Origin of the sequence: Prevotella sp. P3-92, from assembly GCF_002251205.1 — a bacterium.
In the GTDB taxonomy this organism is placed as follows: Bacteria; Bacteroidota; Bacteroidia; order Bacteroidales; family Bacteroidaceae; genus Prevotella.
The window spans coordinates 42,231-63,063 of the sequence record NZ_NPJE01000056.1 but is presented as its reverse complement, the minus strand read 5'-3'; the positions used below and the strand labels follow the sequence as shown (position 1 = coordinate 63,063).

Below are 20,833 nucleotides of genomic sequence, written 5' to 3'. Positions count from 1 at the left end.
ATCCATGATTTCCCCTTCCCTTATGTTAAAAGGTTATTTCTGATTGTAGAACTTAAAAAACGAAGATATGGGATTGAATAGATTACTGAAGAAGCTTGCCCCTGGTGAGACCTTGGAGGAAGCATTATACAAGAAACTGACAGAAAAGAAACTGTCTGAAAACCTTTATAAAACGGGAGAACTGGGTGAAGGAATGGGTGTTGTCTATCAGCTCATCAATGGTTGGTGGAAGCCACGTTACATTCTGAACCATAACATAAAGACCGCCTTTGAGTTCATGAGTCACAGTCAGTATCTGCTGACCGTGGAAGAAGAGGATATTGAATGGAGCACCTTGAAAAAGCTGTCTGAGGACATTCAGGAGAACGCAAGAGTGCAGTTTGCCATGTACCCTACCTTCGTCGAGGGCTTCCGCAATGGTGTTGCACGAGTGAGATGGCAAATCAATCCTGATGGCCGTTATTGGATGGACGACGATGGATTTGGCATGACGAGTGACATTGAAGTGGAAATCTACGGCTATATCAATAAAGAAGGCAAAGTAGTGGGGAAGTTTCGTCTTCCAAGCGAGAAAGACAAGAATGTTGATTATCGCAAACTGGCTGAAGAAAAGGAATTGTCTAACAAAAAAGAGTAGAATTATGCAGAGAAATGACCGTAACACGATGGAGGCTGGTGTTGAGAGCATCTTCAAGATGTTGGCTCAACGAGTGGATGACAAGCAGATGCAGCTTGTCCGTAACGCATACGAACTGGCTGCCGAGGCACACAAGGAGCAGAAACGCAAGACGGGTGAACCTTATATCATTCATCCGATTGCCGTGGCACGTATTGTAGCTGAGGAACTGGAACTTGGTGCCAATCCCGTGATGGCGGCATTCCTGCATGACGTGGTGGAAGATACCAAATATACCATCGAGGACATCCAAGACCGTTTCGGGGAGGACGTGGCCTTCCTCGTGGGTGTCGTGACCAAGCAGAAAAAGGAGAAGTATGACAATTCGAAGCAAGTGGATAACTACCGCCAGATCCTGGCATCGGTACAGTATGATGTGCGTGCTATCTTGGTGAAGCTTGCCGATCGTCTGCATAATATGCGCACATTGGCAAGTATGCGTCCTGACAAGCAGATGAAAATCGCAGGTGAAACAGACTATTTCTATGCTCCGCTTGCCAACCGTCTTGGGCTGTATCATGTGAAGACCGAGTTGGAAAACCTGTCATTCCATTATCGCTGCCCTCGTGAGTATGAGCAGATAGAAGGGATGGTGGAAGAGCTGAAATTGGCAGACGAGAAGAATCTTGAAGGATTCATTTCAAAGGTGAGTGAACTGCTGGAAGACAATGGCATCAAGGCAAGGATAGAGCTGCGCTATCGTATGCCCTATAGCATCTGGCGCAAGATGCGTTCTAAGGGGTGTGACTTCCACCATGTAGATGGCAAACACTATATCCGCATCATCTATGACGCGAAGGATCTGCAAGAGGAGAAGAAACAGAGCCTGTATATCTATGCCGTTCTGTCTGACTATTTCAAGGAGCGTCCTGGCAGTGTGGCCAACTATATCAATGCTCCCAAGGAGAACGGTTATCAGAGCTTCCATGTGAAGCTGCTCAACGACCAAGGCGGTTGGGAGGAGATTCATATCTCGTCTGAGCGTATGGTCAGAAACTCTCGTCTTGGTTGTACGGCTGAGAGAACGGAGGATAATGTGAAGGCTTGGCTTAAGAAGTTCAAGGACGTGCTGAAGGATGTGGCGTATCACAGCCACGAGATGGACTATATGGACGGAGTGACGGCATCGTTCTACAATGATGACATCATGGTGTTCACGCCTCATGGCAAAGGTGTCATCCTGCCAAAGGATGCTACTGCACTGGACTTTGCCTTTGAGATTCACAGCGAGGTGGGACTACATGCTGAGTATGCCCGCATCAATGGTAGACTCTGTTCGGTGAAGACCGTGCTGCGTCGAGGTGACTGCGTAGAGATAGGGACAGACGAAAATGCCCTGCCCGAAGAAGGATGGCTGAAACATGTATTGACCTACAAGGCAAAGCGAACTCTCCGCAGTCATTTTGCTAACAAGGAAAAGATGCCATACGTCCGTTGCTCATGTTGCCATCCGTTGCCAGGCGACGAGGTGATAGGATTTAAGGGTGCTGACGGAGTTGTCACGCTGCACAAACGCAACTGCCCAAATGCCATCCGAATGGCTTCGGAACAAGGCGACTCCATCGTTGCCGTCAACTTAGAGGAACAGGAGGGGTTCCTATTCCCCGTCCGTATCTGCATCCGTGGCATTGACCGCTATCACCTGTTGAGCGATGTGGTGGCATGTATCACCGAGAAGCAGAACCTCTCTATTTCACGGCTCAATACTGTGACCGTTGACCGCATCGTTGAGACTTCTGTTGATTTCGCAGTCCATTCGGTAAGAGAGTTGGAGATGGCTATGGAGTCCATTTCGGCAATCAGAAACGTGGATGAGGTTTCGAGAATTGACATTGAATAACAATATAAAATAGCAACATTATGGAAAAAGAATTAACTGAGGCTTTGGGAAAGTGGCTTGAAGCCGTGACACCTTTGGTGGTAGAAACATTAACAGAGATTCTTACACCCGAAAACCTTTCAGAAATGGGGAATGAGGAAGGTGTCCATGGTCCCTTGGAGATTAACATGGAACAATTTCGTGCCCCGATAACAGGGGTGAACTTTTATGTCATGGTTGTTGAAGATACCATGATGCTTGCGACTACTATCAGAACAAAAGAAGAAGAATCGCTTGGAGATATTTGCTTTGACATGGTATTTACCACGTCAGCATTCCCTGAGGATATAAAGAAAGAAGAGAATGTGAAAACGATTAAAGATAGAATCCTGGAGCTGTATGAACAGAACTATGAATAAGGATAGATGAGTGTAATTGACATTGGATAAGAATGCAATAACATGAAGATACATTACGCAACAATAAGTGAAACGGGAAAGCGTCGCAACAATGAGGATGCTTTCCGTATCGTAAATAGTGAAAACAGCAACCATTGGCTGGCAGTGGTCTGCGATGGCATGGGAGGTCACGCCATGGGAGAAGTGGCAAGCGAGACCGTTTCAGACGCTATCGTGGATTACTGGAAAAAACATACGGACGAGCCTGACAATGAGAAAATGGTGAAGAAGGCCTGTGCCCATGCCATGAGGGCACTTGACAAGAAAGCCAACTCGTTAAACCATTGCCAAATGGGAACGACGATGGTGATGGCAAGCATTGATGGCGACACCGTGACCATTGTCCATGTAGGTGACAGCAGATGCTATTTGCAGCGTCTTGATGAGGGGCTGCTCTACCAGACGAAAGACCATGTGCGTTTGGATTATGGCTGGGAGGTTATTGACCGTTGCTTCTTCTCCTATCATCATGAGGCAGATGTCCCTGATATCGCGCAGTTCAAACTAAAAGCAGGTGACAGGATCTTGCTTTGCTCCGACGGCTTATACAAAAGCATGGCACCCGACATTCTGTTGGCAAGGATGATGGATGAAAAGCCGCTTGCCGACATCCTTGATATCTATGATTTCATGTGCGAAAAGCAGGGCGATGACAACTATACGGCAGTATTGATTGAGGTAAAAGAATAAAATAGGACAGATAGTATGAAATGGTTTGGTATTATTGCCATGATATTGTTGATGACAATGAGTGGCTGCAAGAAAGAAATGGGAACCCTGTATCGTGGATGCTTTGAGAATGATGATGCCGTCAGTCTCAAAGACATAATCAAGATTTATGACAAATACGCAAGTGCGAAGGAAGACAGCACGGACTTTGACCTCTTTGCTGCCTTCTATGGACAGGATGCGGCAGACAATGTTCTCGAATACGAGATTGTGAATGATACGGCATTCGCCCTGCAATTGCCAGAATATGCCATAAGCAATCATCCGTTTCTTTCCAATGCAGAGGTGTTCTACAACTCTTGCCTATTGGCTTTCAATGTATGGAGCAATCATGAGCTGTGGCTGCGAGGATGCGATGGTTTTGAACTCGCTGAAGAAAAAGACGTTGTTGATGGCATCAAAGCTATTAGCGAGGATTGCATTAGGGACAAGGAACTCTGCCAGGCTGCCAAGACCTACAAGGACAGCATAGTCATTATGATGAAGCGTACTCCAGAAGAATGGGGAGAAGAAGAACATTCGATGGATCTGTTGGTCACTTTTGGCAACAAGATTGAAGCCAAGTCGTATAAGTATTTTACGGACGAGGAGAAGTTTGTTGATTCCTTGAACGCGATGACCAAGGAACTGGCAGATGCGACAAAGCCTACACTGGAACTTTACAGGAAGGTTGAAGCGGACAAGAGAGTGGAAATGATGCTGCACAGTCTGAATGACTGCTCCACTTTTGACGAACAATGCTCGTTGTTCCTGAATTGGGCAGACAGTCCAGAAGCAGAACTTGAAAACGAGTGGATTGTGGCTGTGGCAGAGAAGCTAATGAACAGTGGCAAATACAATCCTTGTCTTAACAATATCTGGATTATCTGGCGATGTCTGTATCAATATTGCTATGGCGGAATATCCCGTGATTCCTCCATACCCAACAGCATCTACAACGATATGCGCAAGAAATGCTATCTGACCTGTCTGAAGAGGATTGAGAAAAATCCTAATGATGTTTTTGCCATGAACTGTGCAGCAGCAGTTGGTGGCAGGGTGAACATCAACCGCTTCGGACAGAATATGTTTGGCAATGAAGCAATGATAGAGAAGCACACCTACTTATCCGGTCGTGACGATAAGGAGGATAAAGAAAGTGAAGAAGCTGAAGATTAAAGAAAGATAATGATTATGAGATTGGGTAAAAGAATGACAATGGTTTTGGCATTGCTCCTCTCGGTGATTGGAGCGGATGTCTGTGCACAGGAGGTGGTGGATTCGGTCTGGGTTGATTCCGTCGAAGTGGATTCCGTGGCACTTGCCGAAGAGTTTAAATCGGATTATGATTCTGAAGAAGACAAGGCTAGGATGGACAGTTTGATCCAGGCACGTTACGTCATCGTCTCCATGAATGGGAAGTATGGTATCTATGACCGTGAGAAGAACGACAGTGTCACTGCTGTGGATATGGACTATATCGAGTATTCCCATTATTTCCAACCAGAAAACGGTATGTGCTTCTGCTACTTCTACTATGAGAAAGGGCTGCAATGTGGAAAAATCGGCATCAATATGAATGACAATACGAAAATGGAAGCGTTTGCCGACAATCCAAGACTCGTGGGTAAACATGAGGAATTCCCTGCCATAGACTCATTGATTTTGGTGCGGAGCTATGACGTGCTGAGTGATTGCATGGCGGCTATTGATGGAATCCAAGGACAGGTGGCGGTCATTGACGCAAGGACATCTGATGTATTGGCATGGGGAGCGTTGGAAAATGTAGAGGGTGACATCGTGTATGCACCTCTTCTCAAAAGGTTGTGCAGTTCGGAAACATATATGCCATTTGTGGCGGCGGATTGCCTCGCCCAATCAAAAACATCTTTGGAGGACAGCGTCGATACAGGACATGGTATTCTTGTATTGAACGACAGCGTGCAAATAAGAGACCATAATTGGCGCAAAGGTGGTTACGAGGTGTTGACATACCGACAGGCTCTGCTCAACAAGTCGAGAATTGGGATGTATCATGCCATGATGACCCTACCTGACGGTATGGATTATTGGAAGTATGCCACTGACCAGACGAAGAACACCAATGCGATGGAACTGGCTATGGTATTCAACAATATCTTCCATTTGGATTCCGTGAACGTCTCTGCGGAAAGACGTGGCAATATCCGTGCAATTGCCATCGGGATGTTCAAGAAAGGGGGCATACAACATAAGCGTGCACCGAAGGATGTGGAACTGGCAGGAGTGTATAACGTGGCTGATGACGGAACGGAGCAGACCTTCACGTTTGTAGGCTGTTTCCCTGCCGACAAGCCAAAGTATGCTGTCAGCATGGTCGTGCAGAGAAAGCATAAGCTGCCGGCATCGCCAGCAATGGTGTCAGATAAGGTGAACGAACTGATTGAGTGGTTAAATAAAAAGTAAATCTGATAAATAATATGAGACAAAAGATATTTTGGCTTGATTTGGCCGTCTGTTCCTTATGGTTATTCATTGCATTGGCAAACTGTAGTTGGTGGTCATTGCCAGCTCATTTTCTTATGGTTGTCACAGTCGTGATGAGAATCATTCTCTCCTTCTCCCTTTACCGAAGAGAGAAACGAAGCTGGATGTCATTGACTATTTTCTCGGCTTTATTCGCTTTGCTGTCTTTTGTGGGGCAAGTAATGATTACGACCGGTGATTTCGCAGATTTGCCGTTTGTCGTCATGTGCATAAACAATGATCATTTGACGCATACCATTATTAAATGCTTACTGTTGGCATGGCTGTTCTTGGGGCCTTTGGCTGTGTATATTGTCGGGCTCTGCAGAAAGACATTGACTGTATCCACCTTGACATGGAAGGATGCCTTGGGAGCAATCATGTGGAAGGACAAGGGAGCTATGAAATATTGCCAGCTGATGCTGATTGCCGTCTGTGCGTTATATGCAGGACTTGCCATGGATATGAGGGTGTGCCGTTTTGCCTGCATCGTCTTGCCGCCTCTTAGCTTATATCTGATAAATAGACACATAACCTCTTGCATAGGTACATCTGATAAGAATCTTATGGTTGGCAAACTATGGATGACGGTAGCTGCCATGGTAGTATTCTTCTATGCCCAACGCTATGCGGGGATGTGGCGCGTGTGGATGCTCGTTGTCAGTATAGCAATGGTTGCTTACGTTTGTTGGCGCACTTTTGGCAAGCAAGGATTGGTACAAATAAGCATATTGGCTACCATCTATCTGGGAATTTTTCTCCCAACTTTGGCAATTGGTTATAATCAATACGCCTGTATAGAATATGGCCGCCGAGGGTTATATACGTTGGAGCCATTGAGAGGTGTTTTCTATATCAAGGACACTAATACGGACAAGGTCGGCTTGCGGGACAGATACGGCATACTTATCGAGCCTATATATGACAACATCATTCATAATTCACGCAATCGTCCATTGGGAATCTATGAGCTAAGAAACAACGGATGCTATACTTTGTATAATGTATATCAAAACAAAATGATGACATCAAATGTCAGCGACCTGAATCTACAGGACAGTATCTGTCAAATACTTGATAAGTATTGTGACAGGAATGCTTATGGTCACAGAGACAGGTTGGAAATACGTGTTACCAATAAGTTCAAGGCAGAGATTCCTCTTTCTCACGTCAAGATGACGAGAAACGGAATTACCTCATACTATGATTACTCAGATCATCCGTATATTTCGGAAGACTCGGTGACTCTTCATTCGGGAGAGTTTGCAACCGACTCTATTGTGCGCTATGGTGACACCTTTCATGTACTCCATTACTCCTATGACGTGAAGCGTGACAGCACGGTATTATACAATATTGACCTGAAGACCGCAAGACAAAGTACACCACAACATGAGGAGTTGGATGAGTTGGCAAAGAGAATAGAAACATTATTGAAATAATAGGTTAATTCGAAGCAAGATGAAGAAACTGATAATGCTTTTCATTGCTTTCATCAGCCTTATAGGTTGTGGTGACAGAAACCAGCAGGAAGAGAAAACTTCTGAATGGGGTGACAGTATAGCCACGATAAACAACACGGCTTACTATTGGCTGCAATTAGCAGATGACTCTGCACGGATTTCAGCAGTCAGGGACAATATGTTGGTTACTGAATGTATTGTGAGAGGACCTGTATATGGTGCAAGGCAATATGATGACGGAGAAATATATATTCTCTGCGGTCAAAACCAAATCTCTTGGTTTGATGTCAGAAACATCCCAAGCGAAATAGATTTGATGACCGATGAGGAATGGGATAACTATGATCCGTCGCAAGAAAATGCGGATGCAATAATCGATATTGGCATGTGAAATAAGGGAAAAGATGATGAAAAAACAGTGAATAGTGGTAGTTTCGATAGAAAAATGTCTGTTCTGTGTAAATTTTACGCAAAACGTTTTGTTGTTCAAAATAAACACATTACCTTTGTGGCGTAAATTTAACGCAATAGGTATATGGATAAGATAAACAAGACAGACGAAGAGTTGAAATACTGCTATAAGTACCCTCATCCGAGTGTAACGACCGACTGTGTCATCTTCGGATTTGACCGTACAAAGTTGAAGGTCCTTTTAGTGCAGCGAGGCGTCGAACCTTACAAGGGGCGATGGGCCTTCCCCGGTGGATTTATGAAGATGGACGAGAGTGCCGAGGAGGGTGCGTTGCGTGAATTGCAGGAAGAGACAGGATTGGAGGGTGCATACATCCGTCAGTTCCATACCTTCACTGCTCCACTGCGTGACCCTCGTGAGCGTGTAATCACCATTGCCTACTATGCTTTGGTGAGGATGCAGGAAGTGAAGGGTGGCGATGATGCTGCTGATGCACGATGGTTTGCTTTGGACGAAGTTCCGAAGTTGGCTTTCGACCACGACCAGATACTCCGAAAAGCTGAACAGGCATTGCGTCAGCAGATACACTTTGAACCAATTGGCTTTGAACTGTTACCCGAAGAGTTTACCATCAAGGAATTGCAGAACCTTTACGAGGCCATACTGGACGTGCGATTCGACCGCCGTAACTTCTACAACAAGATGAAGCGGCTGGAAATGCTGGAACAGACGGACGAAACTGTAAATCCGTCGCAGAAGAAAGAAGCCTTTCTCTTCCGCTTCAACAGGGCGAAATATGAGGAGCTGAAGCAGAAGGGATTTAGATTGGAGTTTTAAATTATAATAGGAATTTATGTACAACAGAGCATACACCTCCGATAGGATTTCGGAATTGAAAGAGAATGAAATATTTGTGTTTGGCAGCAATCTGGCAGGCGCACATGGAGGCGGAGCTGCACGGTTTGCTTACGAACGGTTTGGTGTCGTATGGGGCGAAGGTGTTGGTCTTCATGGTCAGACATACGCCATACCTACCATGCAAGGTGGTGTTGATACCATCAAACCCTACGTAGATGCATTCATCCGTTTTGCCAAGGAGCACCCAGAACGCATGTTTCTGGTTACGCGGATAGGTTGCGGTATAGCAGGATTTCGCGATGAGGAGATTGCTCCACTCTTTGCAGATTCCATTGATGTGGAAAATATCATCCTTCCGATGGAGTTTGTGGAAAATATTTCACCAGAGGGCAAACGTAATTACTATCTTGAACGATTTTTGACTGCGCATAAATACAACTACGAGAATGCTCTGCGGGAAATTACAGACGGACGCAAACGTACTCACTGGATATGGTTCATCTTTCCGCAGTTGGCTGTATTGGGGCATAGCGCTAATGCCAAGTATTACGGCATCAGCGGGTACGACGAGGCGAAGGCTTACTATGAACATCCCATACTGGGCACAAGGCTGAGGGAGATTACCATGGCACTGCTACAACACCGTGGAGTGTCGGCGGTAGATATTCTTGGCGATATAGATGCTGTAAAGGTTCGCTCCTGTATGACACTCTTCGATGCTGTCTCACCAGATGACATATTCCAAGAAGTGTTGGATGCATTTTATGGCGGCTCATCAGATAAGAAGACATTGGACTATATGTGACAGATGTAAGGTTACTACCTACTCTCATATTACATAAAGAAGTAAATTGGCTGAAAAATGGAAGATAATTATATGGCAACCACACGGAATGGGCACGAACTGAAGGATATGTATAATCCAGAGACAAACACGCTGGATATACGTTCTAATGGTTTGTACCCCTCCAATGTGCTCAGCAATTTGTGCAGTAACGGTTTCCGTCTTGACGGAATGGTATGCGGCAGTATGGAGGGCTTCCTGCAATCTCTGAAGAGGAAGGAACTTGACAAGCAGCGGCAAATATGCAGCATGAGGGGCGGCAATGCTCGGAAGATGAGCGTCACTTCTTGGCAGACTGACCAGATCGTATGGTGGAAGGGGCAGGCAATAGACCGCCAAAGTGAAGAGTATCAGAAACTCATTCGCCGAGCCTATCAAGCAATGTTTGAACAGAGCGAACGATTCCGTGCCGCACTGATGCAGACTCGTGGAATCACACTCGTTCACACAAGCGGTGAGCCGAGTTCATACAAGACAATACTCACGCCTTCAGAGTTCTGCGGCATCCTGATGGATTTGCGCGATAGTTATGATCTTCGGGATAAGACAAAGGAACTGGAGGAGAAGTCTATCCGAAGGAAGAAACTCATGTATCTTCATGGCTTCGGCTCATCAGCGGCAAGCGGAACGGTAAAGACTCTACGAGAGTTGTTGCCAGACTTTGATGTCGTTGCTCCTGACATACCCGTTGACCCTGTAGAGGCTCTGCCCTTCTTGCGAGGACTGTGTATGAACGAAGTGCCAGATGTTGTTGTCGGCACCAGCATGGGAGGCATGTATGCGCAGCAGATGCGTGGCTATAACCGAATCTGTGTGAATCCCGCTTTCGAGATGTCGAAGAAGAGCAAGATGCTCACGGTTGGCACACATGAATACTTCAAGCCGAGAAAGGATGGCACCGCCCATTTCGAGATTACTTCAGAAATCATCTGCCACCATGCGGAGATGGAAAAGCATCAGTTTGATGGGATTACCGAGGCCGACCGCAAGCGGGTATGGGGAATGTTTGCCGACAACGACCAGCAGGTGAATGGAGAATCTTTGTTCCTGCAATACTATAATCAAGTAATCCATTTCAGTGGCGAGCACCGTATGGATGACAGGGTAATAGAAGACGTTCTTGTACCGCTTATTTATAGATGTGTCGCAAAATGAACAACAGAATATTTGAATCTATATTGCTGTGCGCGCTATTCCTGCTAATGGGAAGCTGCAAGAAGAGCACCCCTGTATCTACGACAACAGAACAGAAATCTGCTGTGCCTGTTGTCTGTGTATATACGTTGGGCGCAGTCAATGAAAATTTACAGCGTGCCATGATGGATTCTCTAAGAGTTCATTATCCCAAATGCAGGATGGTCGGTAATATCCACTTGCCCGACTCTGCCCTTACTACTGAAAGGAATGACCACAAACGATATAGGGCTGATGTACTGAACAAGGTGCTATGTCATTATAAGTCTGATTCAACTATTGTCGTTGGACTTACGCAGGCGGATATCGGACTTGATAATTTCAGAGGTCGTGCCCATAGTGGAATTATGGGACTTGCCAGCGGTATAGGGACAGGTGTGGCGGTATTCTCGTCCTATCGTCCTCATGGCAACGGGCAGTTGTTTAGCGTAATGCTCCACGAATTAGGTCATGCCCAAGGCTTGCGGCATTGTCCTGATATAAAATGTATGATGCAGAATGCCAAAGGTGGTAATCCTTTCCGCAAAACAAACGTATTCTGCGACAAATGTAAGAAATATATGGAATCCAAGCACTGGAAGCTATAATGGCTTTTACAGGAGAAATAATAAGTAAAAAAACATGTTAGTGATACATCCAAAAGACAAAACCACGGCGATGCTTTCATCCCTATATGACGGGCTGGAAGCACAAGTGGTTGCCGACTGCCGTTCAACAAAAGAGATGGGGCATCTGTTGCATTATGTCTCTACGCAGGAGCGTATCATGTTTCTGGGACATGGCTCAGACAAAGGTCTATTTTTCCGCAAAGATGACAGCAAGGAGGGATTTGATAAGATAATTGTGGGGCATCCCCACGCATATCATCTTCGGAGGCATGGATGCAACATAGTAGCTGTATGGTGCAATGCCGACCAGTTTGCCCGTGCAGAAGGCTTGCATGGTTTGTTTTCGGGGATGATAGTTTCTGAACTAAGTGAGGCTCTATTATGTCAGGTAGAGACAACACAGGAGGAACTTGACCGTGAGAATGTGAAATTGGCCCGTAGGCTGAGGACATTACTTGATGAAAGAATCCCCCTGAGCGAGATACCTAAACGGATGTTGGCAATGGATGATGTCCACTCACCCTTGACCACATTCAATTACAAGAATTTTTACTATATATGAGGATTAATGAGATGAGGATCAAGAATCTGTTTTTATCCATATATGACCAGTTGACTCGCAAAGGTGCTTGGAGAAACATCTTCGTGACGCACAACGCCTTCGGCATTTTTAGCAGATACAGCCATATAGCACGCGGAAGCGGTAAGCCTAAGATGTCTTACCCCACGAAAGCTGTTGCAATGAAGGCAGCCAAGGCAATGAGCGAAAAGCATGGTGTACATTTCTCTGTCTATAAGTGCGCATGGTGCGATGGATGGCATGTGGGAAAGAATGCCCAAAACAAGGTTGTCCAAGAGAACCAATATGATGTGAACAAACTTTCATTGGTCAATAAGCCCAATGCTTTGTATGAGGCATTGAAGCGGTACCCTATTGTTGACCTTGCCCCTGTGTATGACAAAGGAGTGAGAGGCAGAACAATGTCGGGACGTGGCAGCAACTGGCTGTTGGCAAAGGTGCGTGATGCCGGTGTAAAGGTCATCATCGACCTCCGCACAGCAGACCACACCGATCGCTACGACCGCAATGTAGCAGATGCAGGACTTGAATACCACAGTCTGCCCATCGACAGCAGGAATACGGACGTTCACCAGATTATCAGCTCACTTCCGCTGCTGTTCGAACTGATGGACAAGGGTAGCTTCTATATTGCCTGTGCCATGGGCAGACACCGCACAGACATTGCAATCGCACTTTACTATGTGATGCACCCTTCCGTGCCGTTCGAAGAGGTGCCGGAGATGAGAGGGCATCGCTATGTGGAGAAAAAGGAGTTCCGCTGCAATGACATTGCCGCAAGGCTCAACAGCATTATCAAGGCTATCACTCCCAACGAGCTTGCCATGCTGGGGCTGCCAGCTGACTATGAGGCAGAGTTTCTCAGACGTAAAAAGCATTTGTTTGATGTAAACCGTAATTTCGAATGAACATGAACTATAAGATTTGCTTTGTATGTACAGGCAATGCCTGTAGGTCACCATTCGCAGAAAGTGTGACGAAGAAACTCTTGGCAGATGCCGGAATGAATGGCATCGAAGTATTTTCATTGGGCACATTGGACTGGGGCGAGAATCCTCGTGATGCTGCGATGGTGGATGTGGCGAAGGAATTGGGCTATGATTTATGCGGTACTACCACGGTTATGACACGTGAAAAACTAATGACTGCTGATGCAATCATTGTGTTTGACGAGCGTCACCATGATGCCATAACACGAGTATTGGACTATAGCCATTGGAACCGAATAGTTCTGTTCAATAAGATGGCATTGGATGAAGATGGTAATGTGGAAGACCCTCATTATCAGACTGCAGCTGTATATCGTCGTGTGGCTAAACACATTGAAAAAGGTTGTAAACGATTGGTAGAGCAGTGGAAACTACAGCCACCAAAGCCTGAAGATTGAAGATTGCATGAATGCAATGATAATATCCCTTTGGCTAATGTGGCAAACAGGCACAATAGACCAAAGGGATATTTTTTTCGGTAGAAAGTAGTGTTAGATGATAGACAATGGTTACAAATGCCACTCTCTTATCATAGAAGTAAAACAAAACAGTGGAGGATTGAAAAATGCAGACATCAGAAGCCGAGAAAGACTGGTTACGCCGCATATGCGGAGGACAGCCGGTAACAGAACAGAAGACAGCCCCCGCAAAAGAGGCTGAGCACAAGCCTGTGGCAGAGAAGAAAGTCAAAGGGCATGGGTTTGGAGACATTGCGGGCATGAATGAGCTGAAGGAGTTCGTGACAGAAGGTTTCATCAACGTTCTGAAGAACCGCAAGTGCGCCGAGGTGTATGGCATCAAGCCACCCTCCATGCTCTTTTATGGTCCTGCTGGTTGCGGCAAGACGTTCTTCGCCGAGAAGATGGCCGAGGAGATAGGCATCAACTTCATGAAGATCGTGCCTGACGACCTCGCCTGTACTTGGGTACACGGAACACAGCAGAAGATAGGCGAAGTATTCAAAGACGCAGAGAAAAAAGCTCCCACACTGCTGTTCTTCGATGAGTTTGATGCCATGGTGCCGAAACGTTCCGGGGACGAGGCAAACCAACACTATGACAGTGAGGTCAACGAGTTTCTCTGTATGCTTAACAATGCCTCCGAACGTGGTGTCTATGTCCTTGCTGCCACCAACCATCCCGAACGCATCGACAAGGCTGTGCTACGGACAGGACGTATCGACGAGATGGTATATATAGACATGCCCGACAAGGAAGCCCGCAAGAGTCTGTTCTCGTTGGCACTCTCTAAACTTCCCTCGGATGGGGGGATTGACATCAACCGACTGGCAGAGCTGACAGAGGGCTATAACTGCAGCGACATCAGTTACATAGTGAGGTCGGCGGCAAGAAAGATGTTCAATGCCACTATCAAGGGCTGCACAGACGAGTACCAGCTTATCAGCCAGACTCTGCTCGAAGAAGTCATTTCCAAGAAGCGTCCTTCTGTCAGTGGCAGAGACCTGCGGGAATACGAGCGAGTGAGGAGTGAGTTCTCTCCAAAGGATGAGGGCTGTCGCCACGCCACTATAGGTTTTAGATGAATAATAATCAAAATAAGAAAGATATGAACTGTAGTGCAAGCCGAGAGCAGAAAGCTTGCTTTATGCCGAGGCGAAGCCTACAGTCTATAAATTGAGAATTTATGAAAGAGAAGATTTTGGAAACATTCAGAGACTTGGGTTTCAAGTTAGAAGAAGAGGAAGACATGGGTTACTGTTTCAACTACGAGGGATTGAACCTGCTGTACATGTACAATGAGAACGATGAAGAGTTTCTCAACATTGCACTTCCTGGCATTATTGAGGTGGAGGAAGACAGGATGTTGCAGATTTGCGCCTTGTTGGAGAAGATCAACTCCACGTTGAAGTATGTCAAGACCTATATGCTTGGGAACAGCGTCTGGTTGTTCTATGAGCGTGAACTGTTTGGCGAGGAAGACCTGATGACGGTAATCTCACGCATGATACTTCACTTGGAGGCAGGACTTGTCTTTGCTCGCAAGGCGATGGCAGAGATTGAGGAAACGATGGCAAACGATTCCTCCGCTGATGACACTATTGAAAGTGCTGAGGAGATTGTTACAGAGGAAATTGCAGATGATGAAGATATCGAATAAACAGGAGGGAAAGACTATGACAAAGAAAGAAATGATATTAGAGGCTATCGAGGGCCTCGGTTACAAGCCTCATGTGGATGATGACGGTGACATTTGCGTCCGCTTCCAGATGAAAAGCATCTTCTTTTTGACGGGTCAGGAGGAAGAGCAGTATATTTCGGCTATTCTGCCCCAGTTCTCCGAAGTGAACGAAGGAGAGGAAACCCTCACACTGGCTGTCTGCAACAAGGTGAGTCGTGAAGTAAAGCTTGCCAAGGTGTATATTGACCAGACATTGAAAAGCGTGTCAGCCAGCTGCGAGTTCTTCTATACCGACATGGAGAGCCTGAAGAGCAACGTGGAGCATGTACTGGGCATCCTCGGCATGGTGCGTTCTACATATTACAAGGCAAAAGCTGAATTAATGTAAATCTTATCAGATATGAAATTATGACACGAATATTCTCATCTACAAAGTTTTGGAAGGTCTTGATCCTTGCAAAACCATGCAAGCGTTTCCCTCTTTCCGTGGTATATGTATTGCTGTTCGCTTTGTGCTGGTTTGCCAGTATGCTGAAAACCGAATACCACTGGAACATCTCAATATCTACGTTCGAGATTACCATGGTGTTCCTTGCATCTGCAATGTTTGCTTCAACAGGCATGACGAAACTTGCCTCTATAGTTGAGGATAAACGGAAAGCAAAGATGTGGAATATAGCAACGCAGGTATTTCTCGTATCAGAGTGGGCGTATATATACTGGCAGGACAGTATTCACATTCTCCATGTATCAACCCCGTATGCTCTGGTACTGACCTCAATAGCCTCCGTAGCCCTGTTTCCTGTGATAGGCAAATGCAAAGACCAGATTCTGTGGAACAATACCAAGAAGTTGTTCCTTGATCTCCTTATAGCTGTATGTAGTGCTGCAGGAGTGTCTATGTGTTTGGTGATAGCATTCTGTCTGTTGTACGTACCGCTCAGTCTTATGACAGATTTAAAATGCCCAACTCTCCTATTAAAGGTTATTGGACTTATACTTCCCTTCGTGTTCTGCATGTTTGATTTCCTGCGTCGGGAACCTACAGGCAAGAAGCTTACATCAATCAAAGAAAAAGTATCTGAATTTCAGGACTATCACAAGTGTCTGTTAGGATTATTCGCCTATGCGATTCTCGTAATGTATCTTTATATGCTGATTATCCTATTCTCCTTCGAGCTGCCTCGTGGATATATCTCGCTGATATGCTGTACTCTTACGGGATTTGGATTACTATGCTATATCATTGTTGCCAATACAAAGGTCAATGAGACTGGCAAGACATGGAAAAGCATTCATTCGCATATTCCGTTGTTGCTTCTGCCTTTGCAGCTGTTGATTACGATAGCCATCGGGCGACGAATCATTGACTATGGAGTAACGATTCAACGTTGCTATATCGTGCTCCTTAACCTATGGTCTTATGCGGTGTGTATTTACCTTATAGTGCGTAAAGGTAACAACCTGCGTTGGATTCCAATCTCATTCATCGTAACATACTTCATATTCACTGCGACTCCACTCAGCTGTTCAAACTATGTGCTTTGGCAGTTGAAGACAGACATCAGAGCGTTTCTGAATCATAAGAAAAACATATTTAGCAGAGGAATTCCGGTAGACAAGTATGACTATCTCGTACAAGAATATGGCTCTGCCGCAGTCAATGAGTTCAAAGACATCGAAGAATACAGAAGTGAGTAACAAACAAAAGAACGAATCAAAACCAATTCAATAATAATTATGGAACAGAAAGAAATGAATATCACAAAGACTAAAGTCTTCAATGTGATTATCCTCGACCGTAGCGGTTCGATGGAATGTATTCGTCAGGCTGCCGTGGAAGGTTTCAACGAGACCTTGGCAGGTATCAAGAAGGCTCAGGAGAAGTTTGAAGAGACACAAGACCATTTTGTGACATTGGTCACATTCTGTAGCTGTGAGACGAAGCACGTGTTTGACAAAACGCCTGTGGCGGATGCCCATCCGCTGAAGATGGAGGATTTCCAGCCCTGCTGCACCACACCGTTGTATGATGCCATGGGCATTACGCTCACCGCTATGCGCAAGCATGTCAAGGAGATTGAGGACAGCGTGGTGGTTGTGACCATCATCACCGACGGCATGGAGAATGCCTCGCACGAGTACAACGGCAAGACCATCAAGGAACTTGTGGAGCGTCTGCGTGGTGAGGGATGGACATTCACCTATATGGGTGCAAACCAGGATTCCGTGGAGGTGGCGATGAACCTCTCCATACGCAACTCACGCAACTTTGCCTATAGCCACGAGGGCACACGTGCCTCGATGGACAAGGACACCAGTACGCGCATGAATTTCTACTCACGTCTCTCGTGCATGAAGATGCAGGAGGCTGACGGATGCGCTGCACCCATGTCGGCAGAGGAGCGGCACAATCTATATACCAGTATGGCAGACGAAGCTTTTGATGAGGAGGAAGGAAAATGAGAACAAAGATAACATCAATGAAAAGAGCTTTCGTCCTGTTCTGGCATGGGTTAACCGCTCTCCTTGCCGGCATCGCCAACTGGTTTACGGTAATATTGGGCATGAGGGATGACTCCAAGTATGGCAAGATTCTCCGTCGCACGGTAGGTAGCTGTTTTGCCTTTCTGATGCTGTTGCTTGCCATAGCCGCAGGTTGGGATTTCTGTCGTACTGCATGCTATCGGTTGGAGGTAAACAAGCATTTTGATGACTCGTATTACGACACGCAGTACATCTCCCGCAATGTCACCTATTACACCTACTACGATGAAGACGGTTTCCTGAAGACTGCTGACGGCAAGAAGACCATTACGGGAATCAGGTGGATAGCAAAGCCACTGGGCATGGACTCACTTATTTGCTATAGTGACGGCAAGAAGCGCGGATATTTCAATATGTTCACCGGCAAATCTGTCATTGAGCCGAAGTACGATCATGCCTGGATATTTTCCGACGGACTGGCTTCGGTGGATGACGGAGGGTGGATCAAGTTTATTGATGCATCGGGTAAGGTGGTGATAGACCCACAGATTCCTTATATACCGGGAGCAGAGGGTTATGTGTTCCACAACAACCGCTGTATTGTACACAATGAACGCCGTGACCGTTTCGGACTGCTGGACAAGCAGGGCAAGTGGGTGTTGAAGCCTGATTATTTCTCCATCGAATCTTCCAAAAGCTTCTGGATTATTGATAACGGAGAAGGCAAGAGCGTATTGGACAGCACGCTGAATACGGTCATTCCGTTCACGAAAGGTCAAATTTGGGTAAGCAGCGAATATATCAGTGTTACTCTCAGCAACCACATCATTCAACGTTATGACCATAGCGGTAAGATAATAAATGACTTCTATATCAATGACGTAAGTTATATGACCTACGAATCTGATGAGTTACGCTACTCCACCTCTAAGAATTACAATGAGGAAGGCACACTCACCAGTGAGACGGAGAACATAGAGCCGTTGCCGGTTGAAAAGATGGCAAGATGCCGACGCTATGAGGCAGAGAGCGGATGGTATGGACTGATGAGCGCAGACGGCAAGGTCATCACACCTCCTTCATACTGTAGCATCCAGGCAATAGGTTATGACATATACCTTTGTAAGGACAATGGCGAAGATGGTGTGATACTGAATGGTAAAGGTCAAAGGATTGATTAGGTTTCAGGATTGGCAGTGTTCTCGGCAAACATATTGCTCATAGATGTTTGCTTAATGAGATTAAGCAGGATGGCAGGATTGATGTTTTTGCCATCCTTTTTTAGTGTCAAATGAAGATGTGGGCCAGTGCTACGTCCACTGTTTCCTGTCAGGGCGATGATGGTGCCGGGACGGACATGGGAGCCTTGGGTAACGAGGGCCTGAGAGAGGTGGCAATAGCTGACGGTGAAGTCGCCGTGACGGAGGGTGACATAGAGGCCTGAACGTTTGTCCTTGCCTACCTTGATGACTTCGCCGTGCATCATGGCGTATGCAGGTTCGTAGTTTGCCTTCAAATCAAGTCCGTTGTGTGTGGTTTTTCTTTTAATGAATGGGTCTCTGCGATAGCCGAAAGGGCTGGTGACAGATATGTGACGGAGTGGACTGACAAGTGCCAGGAGGCGGTCGGTCTGCTCCGTTTGGGTTTGTATTTGGGTAAAGGTAAGAGAGTCTCTCCGCTGATGCGTCGAGCACGGGGGCTGTTGCTCGGGTGTTGTGGACTGCGTCGTTTTTGGCATAGCCTTGCGGTGTGCGTTGGTCTGCGTGACGGTGTTGAACTGGGCGAATACTGTCGCTGATGAACAGAATATTGCTGCTATTGTGATGAGTAGAAATCGTTTCATGGTGCAAAGTTAACAAGCAATTATTGGACTGGCATAATGAACAAAGGGAAGACAAGAAGATTGTAACATAATATAGCAATCGAGTTTGATTTTTGAGCAGAAATCAAACTCAAATAATAATAATCGTCAAAAATAGCACGCATTATCTTATGTAATTCTGCTTGTCTCTGAATAGGTATATAACTTTGCATGAGTTTAATTTTAAATTCAAAGATAAAGTATGAAGCAAGTACGATTTGAAGAGAGCGAGGTGCCTTATCAGACACTGGCTCGTTTTGGTCTCACACAGGAAAAGATTGAAGACCTGCCCTTGTGGGCATTGGAAGATATTGGTCAGGGACGACGTTCGCCGTTGCTGCCCATTCAGGTGACTAATGATGAGGGCGAGACGTTGAAGAGCCGCACCCGATTTGCGTTAGTCCGTATGGAGGACGGCAAGGTGGATGTGGTGTTCTATCCGCAGTTGGAGAAGTCACCGTTGGAGGCTTTTACTCAGGAACAGCAGGAGGACTTGCAGGCTGGAAAGGCTATCCTTGCCGACGTGAAGGATGCGGAAGGCAGAAGCAGCAAGGCTTTTGTGCAGATTGACACGGAGACCAATCAGGTGATGTCCGTGCCTACGCCTGTCATCGGGCGCAACTTGGAAGTGCTGAAGGATGAGCTGAACCTGAGTTCGGCAGAACTGACAGTTATGCAGAAGGGTGAGCCGCTCACGCTCATCATGGAGGATGAACAGGTGACGGTGGGTATTGACCTGAACGACAAGACCGGAATAAGGATTAATCAAGGCGACAGTCAGAAGTGGAAGGAGAACACCAAGCGAGAGTGGGACAAGTACACCTTTGGGTGTTACGGCTGTTGGGTCATGGACAATGACGGAAATCTTGACTATGTGCCTGAAGAGGAATATACAGAAGAATTATGGAATGAACAGAAGAAGAATGGAGAACGCAACCGCGCCTCTTTTTCCATGCACAAATAATCTACACATAATATAATAAGTATATGGCAGCAAACAAATATTATCCAGAGGATGTGCTCGTAGAGAAGATGCAAAGCGGCGAGTACGGTTGGTTGGAGTATGTCAACCATCATTCTGCTGAATGGCAGGAAGAATACGAAAGCTATTGTCTGAAGAACGGACTCTGCATTTGTGAAGAGAGTGCGGAGCAGTTTGTACATCACAAGGATGAGGAACTGGAAAAGGCGATAGAGAACGGAGAAGTTTGATAAATGAAGAGTGAAGAATA

Annotated in this window: 24 protein-coding genes and 1 pseudogene; 24 read left to right on the top strand and 1 reads right to left on the bottom strand. The window is 46.0% G+C overall.

The window, feature by feature from the left end:
• Positions 1-67: 67 nt before the first annotated feature.
• The 22 genes and pseudogenes from CIK93_RS07930 (at position 68) to CIK93_RS07825 (ending at position 18,921) form a co-directional block, all read left to right on the top strand.
• Positions 68-637: a hypothetical protein gene (locus tag CIK93_RS07930; RefSeq protein WP_094399448.1), complete on the top strand. Its 570-nt coding sequence runs from the start codon at positions 68-70 to the stop codon at positions 635-637.
• A gap of 4 nt (positions 638-641) precedes the next feature.
• Positions 642-2,516 (top strand): bifunctional (p)ppGpp synthetase/guanosine-3',5'-bis(diphosphate) 3'-pyrophosphohydrolase, encoded by a 1,875-nt coding sequence (locus CIK93_RS07925; protein WP_094399446.1) that lies wholly within the window; start codon positions 642-644, stop codon positions 2,514-2,516.
• Between the two features lie 20 nt (positions 2,517-2,536).
• The gene (locus tag CIK93_RS07920; protein WP_094399444.1) at positions 2,537-2,914 is read left to right on the top strand and encodes a hypothetical protein; all 378 of its coding nucleotides are present in this window, start codon (positions 2,537-2,539) and stop codon (positions 2,912-2,914) included.
• 42 nt (positions 2,915-2,956) lie between these two features.
• Positions 2,957-3,643, top strand: a complete 687-nt coding sequence (locus CIK93_RS07915) for a PP2C family serine/threonine-protein phosphatase (protein ID WP_094399442.1) — start codon at positions 2,957-2,959, stop codon at positions 3,641-3,643.
• Between the two features lie 15 nt (positions 3,644-3,658).
• Entirely contained in the window at positions 3,659-4,840 is a 1,182-nt protein-coding gene (locus tag CIK93_RS07910) for a hypothetical protein (protein WP_094399440.1), read from the top strand.
• Positions 4,841-4,849: 9 nt separating this feature from the next.
• Positions 4,850-6,106, top strand: coding sequence for a hypothetical protein (locus CIK93_RS07905; RefSeq protein ID WP_094399438.1), 1,257 nt, complete (start codon positions 4,850-4,852; stop codon positions 6,104-6,106).
• A 395-nt stretch (positions 6,107-6,501) separates the two neighbouring features.
• Positions 6,502-7,608 (top strand): hypothetical protein, encoded by a 1,107-nt coding sequence (locus CIK93_RS07900; RefSeq protein WP_158215494.1) that lies wholly within the window; start codon positions 6,502-6,504, stop codon positions 7,606-7,608.
• A 19-nt stretch (positions 7,609-7,627) separates the two neighbouring features.
• Entirely contained in the window at positions 7,628-8,020 is a 393-nt protein-coding gene (locus CIK93_RS07895; protein ID WP_094399434.1) for a hypothetical protein, read from the top strand.
• Positions 8,021-8,164: 144 nt separating this feature from the next.
• Positions 8,165-8,878, top strand: coding sequence for an NUDIX domain-containing protein (locus CIK93_RS07890; protein ID WP_170935014.1), 714 nt, complete (start codon positions 8,165-8,167; stop codon positions 8,876-8,878).
• A 16-nt stretch (positions 8,879-8,894) separates the two neighbouring features.
• A pseudogene (locus CIK93_RS07885) lies at positions 8,895-9,266 on the top strand (hypothetical protein); the annotation flags it as partial.
• A complete protein-coding gene (locus tag CIK93_RS07880; protein WP_094399629.1) occupies positions 9,258-9,704 on the top strand; it encodes a DUF1810 domain-containing protein in 447 nt (148 codons plus the stop codon). The pseudogene CIK93_RS07885 and the gene CIK93_RS07880, both read left to right, overlap by 9 nt.
• 57 nt (positions 9,705-9,761) lie before the next feature.
• Positions 9,762-10,898 (top strand): YqiA/YcfP family alpha/beta fold hydrolase, encoded by a 1,137-nt coding sequence (locus CIK93_RS07875; RefSeq protein ID WP_094399432.1) that lies wholly within the window; start codon positions 9,762-9,764, stop codon positions 10,896-10,898.
• A complete protein-coding gene (locus CIK93_RS07870; RefSeq protein WP_158215493.1) occupies positions 10,895-11,524 on the top strand; it encodes a matrixin family metalloprotease in 630 nt (209 codons plus the stop codon). Before CIK93_RS07875 ends, CIK93_RS07870 begins: the two co-directional genes overlap by 4 nt.
• A 34-nt stretch (positions 11,525-11,558) precedes the next feature.
• Entirely contained in the window at positions 11,559-12,107 is a 549-nt protein-coding gene (locus CIK93_RS07865; protein WP_094399428.1) for a hypothetical protein, read from the top strand.
• 11 nt (positions 12,108-12,118) lie between these two features.
• Positions 12,119-13,033, top strand: a complete 915-nt coding sequence (locus CIK93_RS07860; protein ID WP_094447049.1) for a hypothetical protein — start codon at positions 12,119-12,121, stop codon at positions 13,031-13,033.
• 2 nt (positions 13,034-13,035) lie between these two features.
• Complete coding sequence (locus tag CIK93_RS07855; protein WP_094399627.1) at positions 13,036-13,512, top strand: hypothetical protein; 477 nt, start codon at positions 13,036-13,038, stop codon at positions 13,510-13,512.
• 167 nt (positions 13,513-13,679) lie between these two features.
• Positions 13,680-14,657: a 26S protease regulatory subunit gene (locus CIK93_RS07850; RefSeq protein WP_094399424.1), complete on the top strand. Its 978-nt coding sequence runs from the start codon at positions 13,680-13,682 to the stop codon at positions 14,655-14,657.
• A 101-nt stretch (positions 14,658-14,758) separates the two neighbouring features.
• Positions 14,759-15,232, top strand: a complete 474-nt coding sequence (locus tag CIK93_RS07845) for a hypothetical protein (RefSeq protein WP_094399422.1) — start codon at positions 14,759-14,761, stop codon at positions 15,230-15,232.
• A 16-nt stretch (positions 15,233-15,248) separates the two neighbouring features.
• Positions 15,249-15,641, top strand: a complete 393-nt coding sequence (locus CIK93_RS07840) for a hypothetical protein (RefSeq protein WP_141210126.1) — start codon at positions 15,249-15,251, stop codon at positions 15,639-15,641.
• A gap of 140 nt (positions 15,642-15,781) precedes the next feature.
• A complete protein-coding gene (locus CIK93_RS07835) occupies positions 15,782-16,954 on the top strand; it encodes a DUF4153 domain-containing protein (protein WP_158215492.1) in 1,173 nt (390 codons plus the stop codon).
• A gap of 39 nt (positions 16,955-16,993) precedes the next feature.
• Entirely contained in the window at positions 16,994-17,719 is a 726-nt protein-coding gene (locus tag CIK93_RS07830; RefSeq protein WP_094399416.1) for a hypothetical protein, read from the top strand.
• On the top strand, positions 17,716-18,921 hold the full coding sequence (locus tag CIK93_RS07825) for a WG repeat-containing protein (RefSeq protein ID WP_240513520.1): 1,206 nt from the start codon (positions 17,716-17,718) through the stop codon (positions 18,919-18,921). The genes CIK93_RS07830 and CIK93_RS07825 overlap by 4 nt, the downstream gene beginning before the upstream one ends.
• On the opposite strand, the gene CIK93_RS07820 is transcribed toward CIK93_RS07825, so the two are convergent.
• Positions 18,918-19,583 (bottom strand): M23 family metallopeptidase, encoded by a 666-nt coding sequence (locus CIK93_RS07820; protein ID WP_094399414.1) that lies wholly within the window; start codon positions 19,581-19,583, stop codon positions 18,918-18,920. The two genes, CIK93_RS07825 and CIK93_RS07820, sit on opposite strands and share 4 nt — an antisense overlap.
• A 220-nt stretch (positions 19,584-19,803) precedes the next feature.
• On the opposite strand from CIK93_RS07820, the gene CIK93_RS07815 reads away from it, so the two are divergent.
• Positions 19,804-20,565: a DUF4099 domain-containing protein gene (locus tag CIK93_RS07815; protein WP_094399412.1), complete on the top strand. Its 762-nt coding sequence runs from the start codon at positions 19,804-19,806 to the stop codon at positions 20,563-20,565.
• Between the two features lie 23 nt (positions 20,566-20,588).
• Complete coding sequence (locus CIK93_RS07810; protein WP_094447048.1) at positions 20,589-20,813, top strand: hypothetical protein; 225 nt, start codon at positions 20,589-20,591, stop codon at positions 20,811-20,813.
• Positions 20,814-20,833 lie beyond the last annotated feature (20 nt).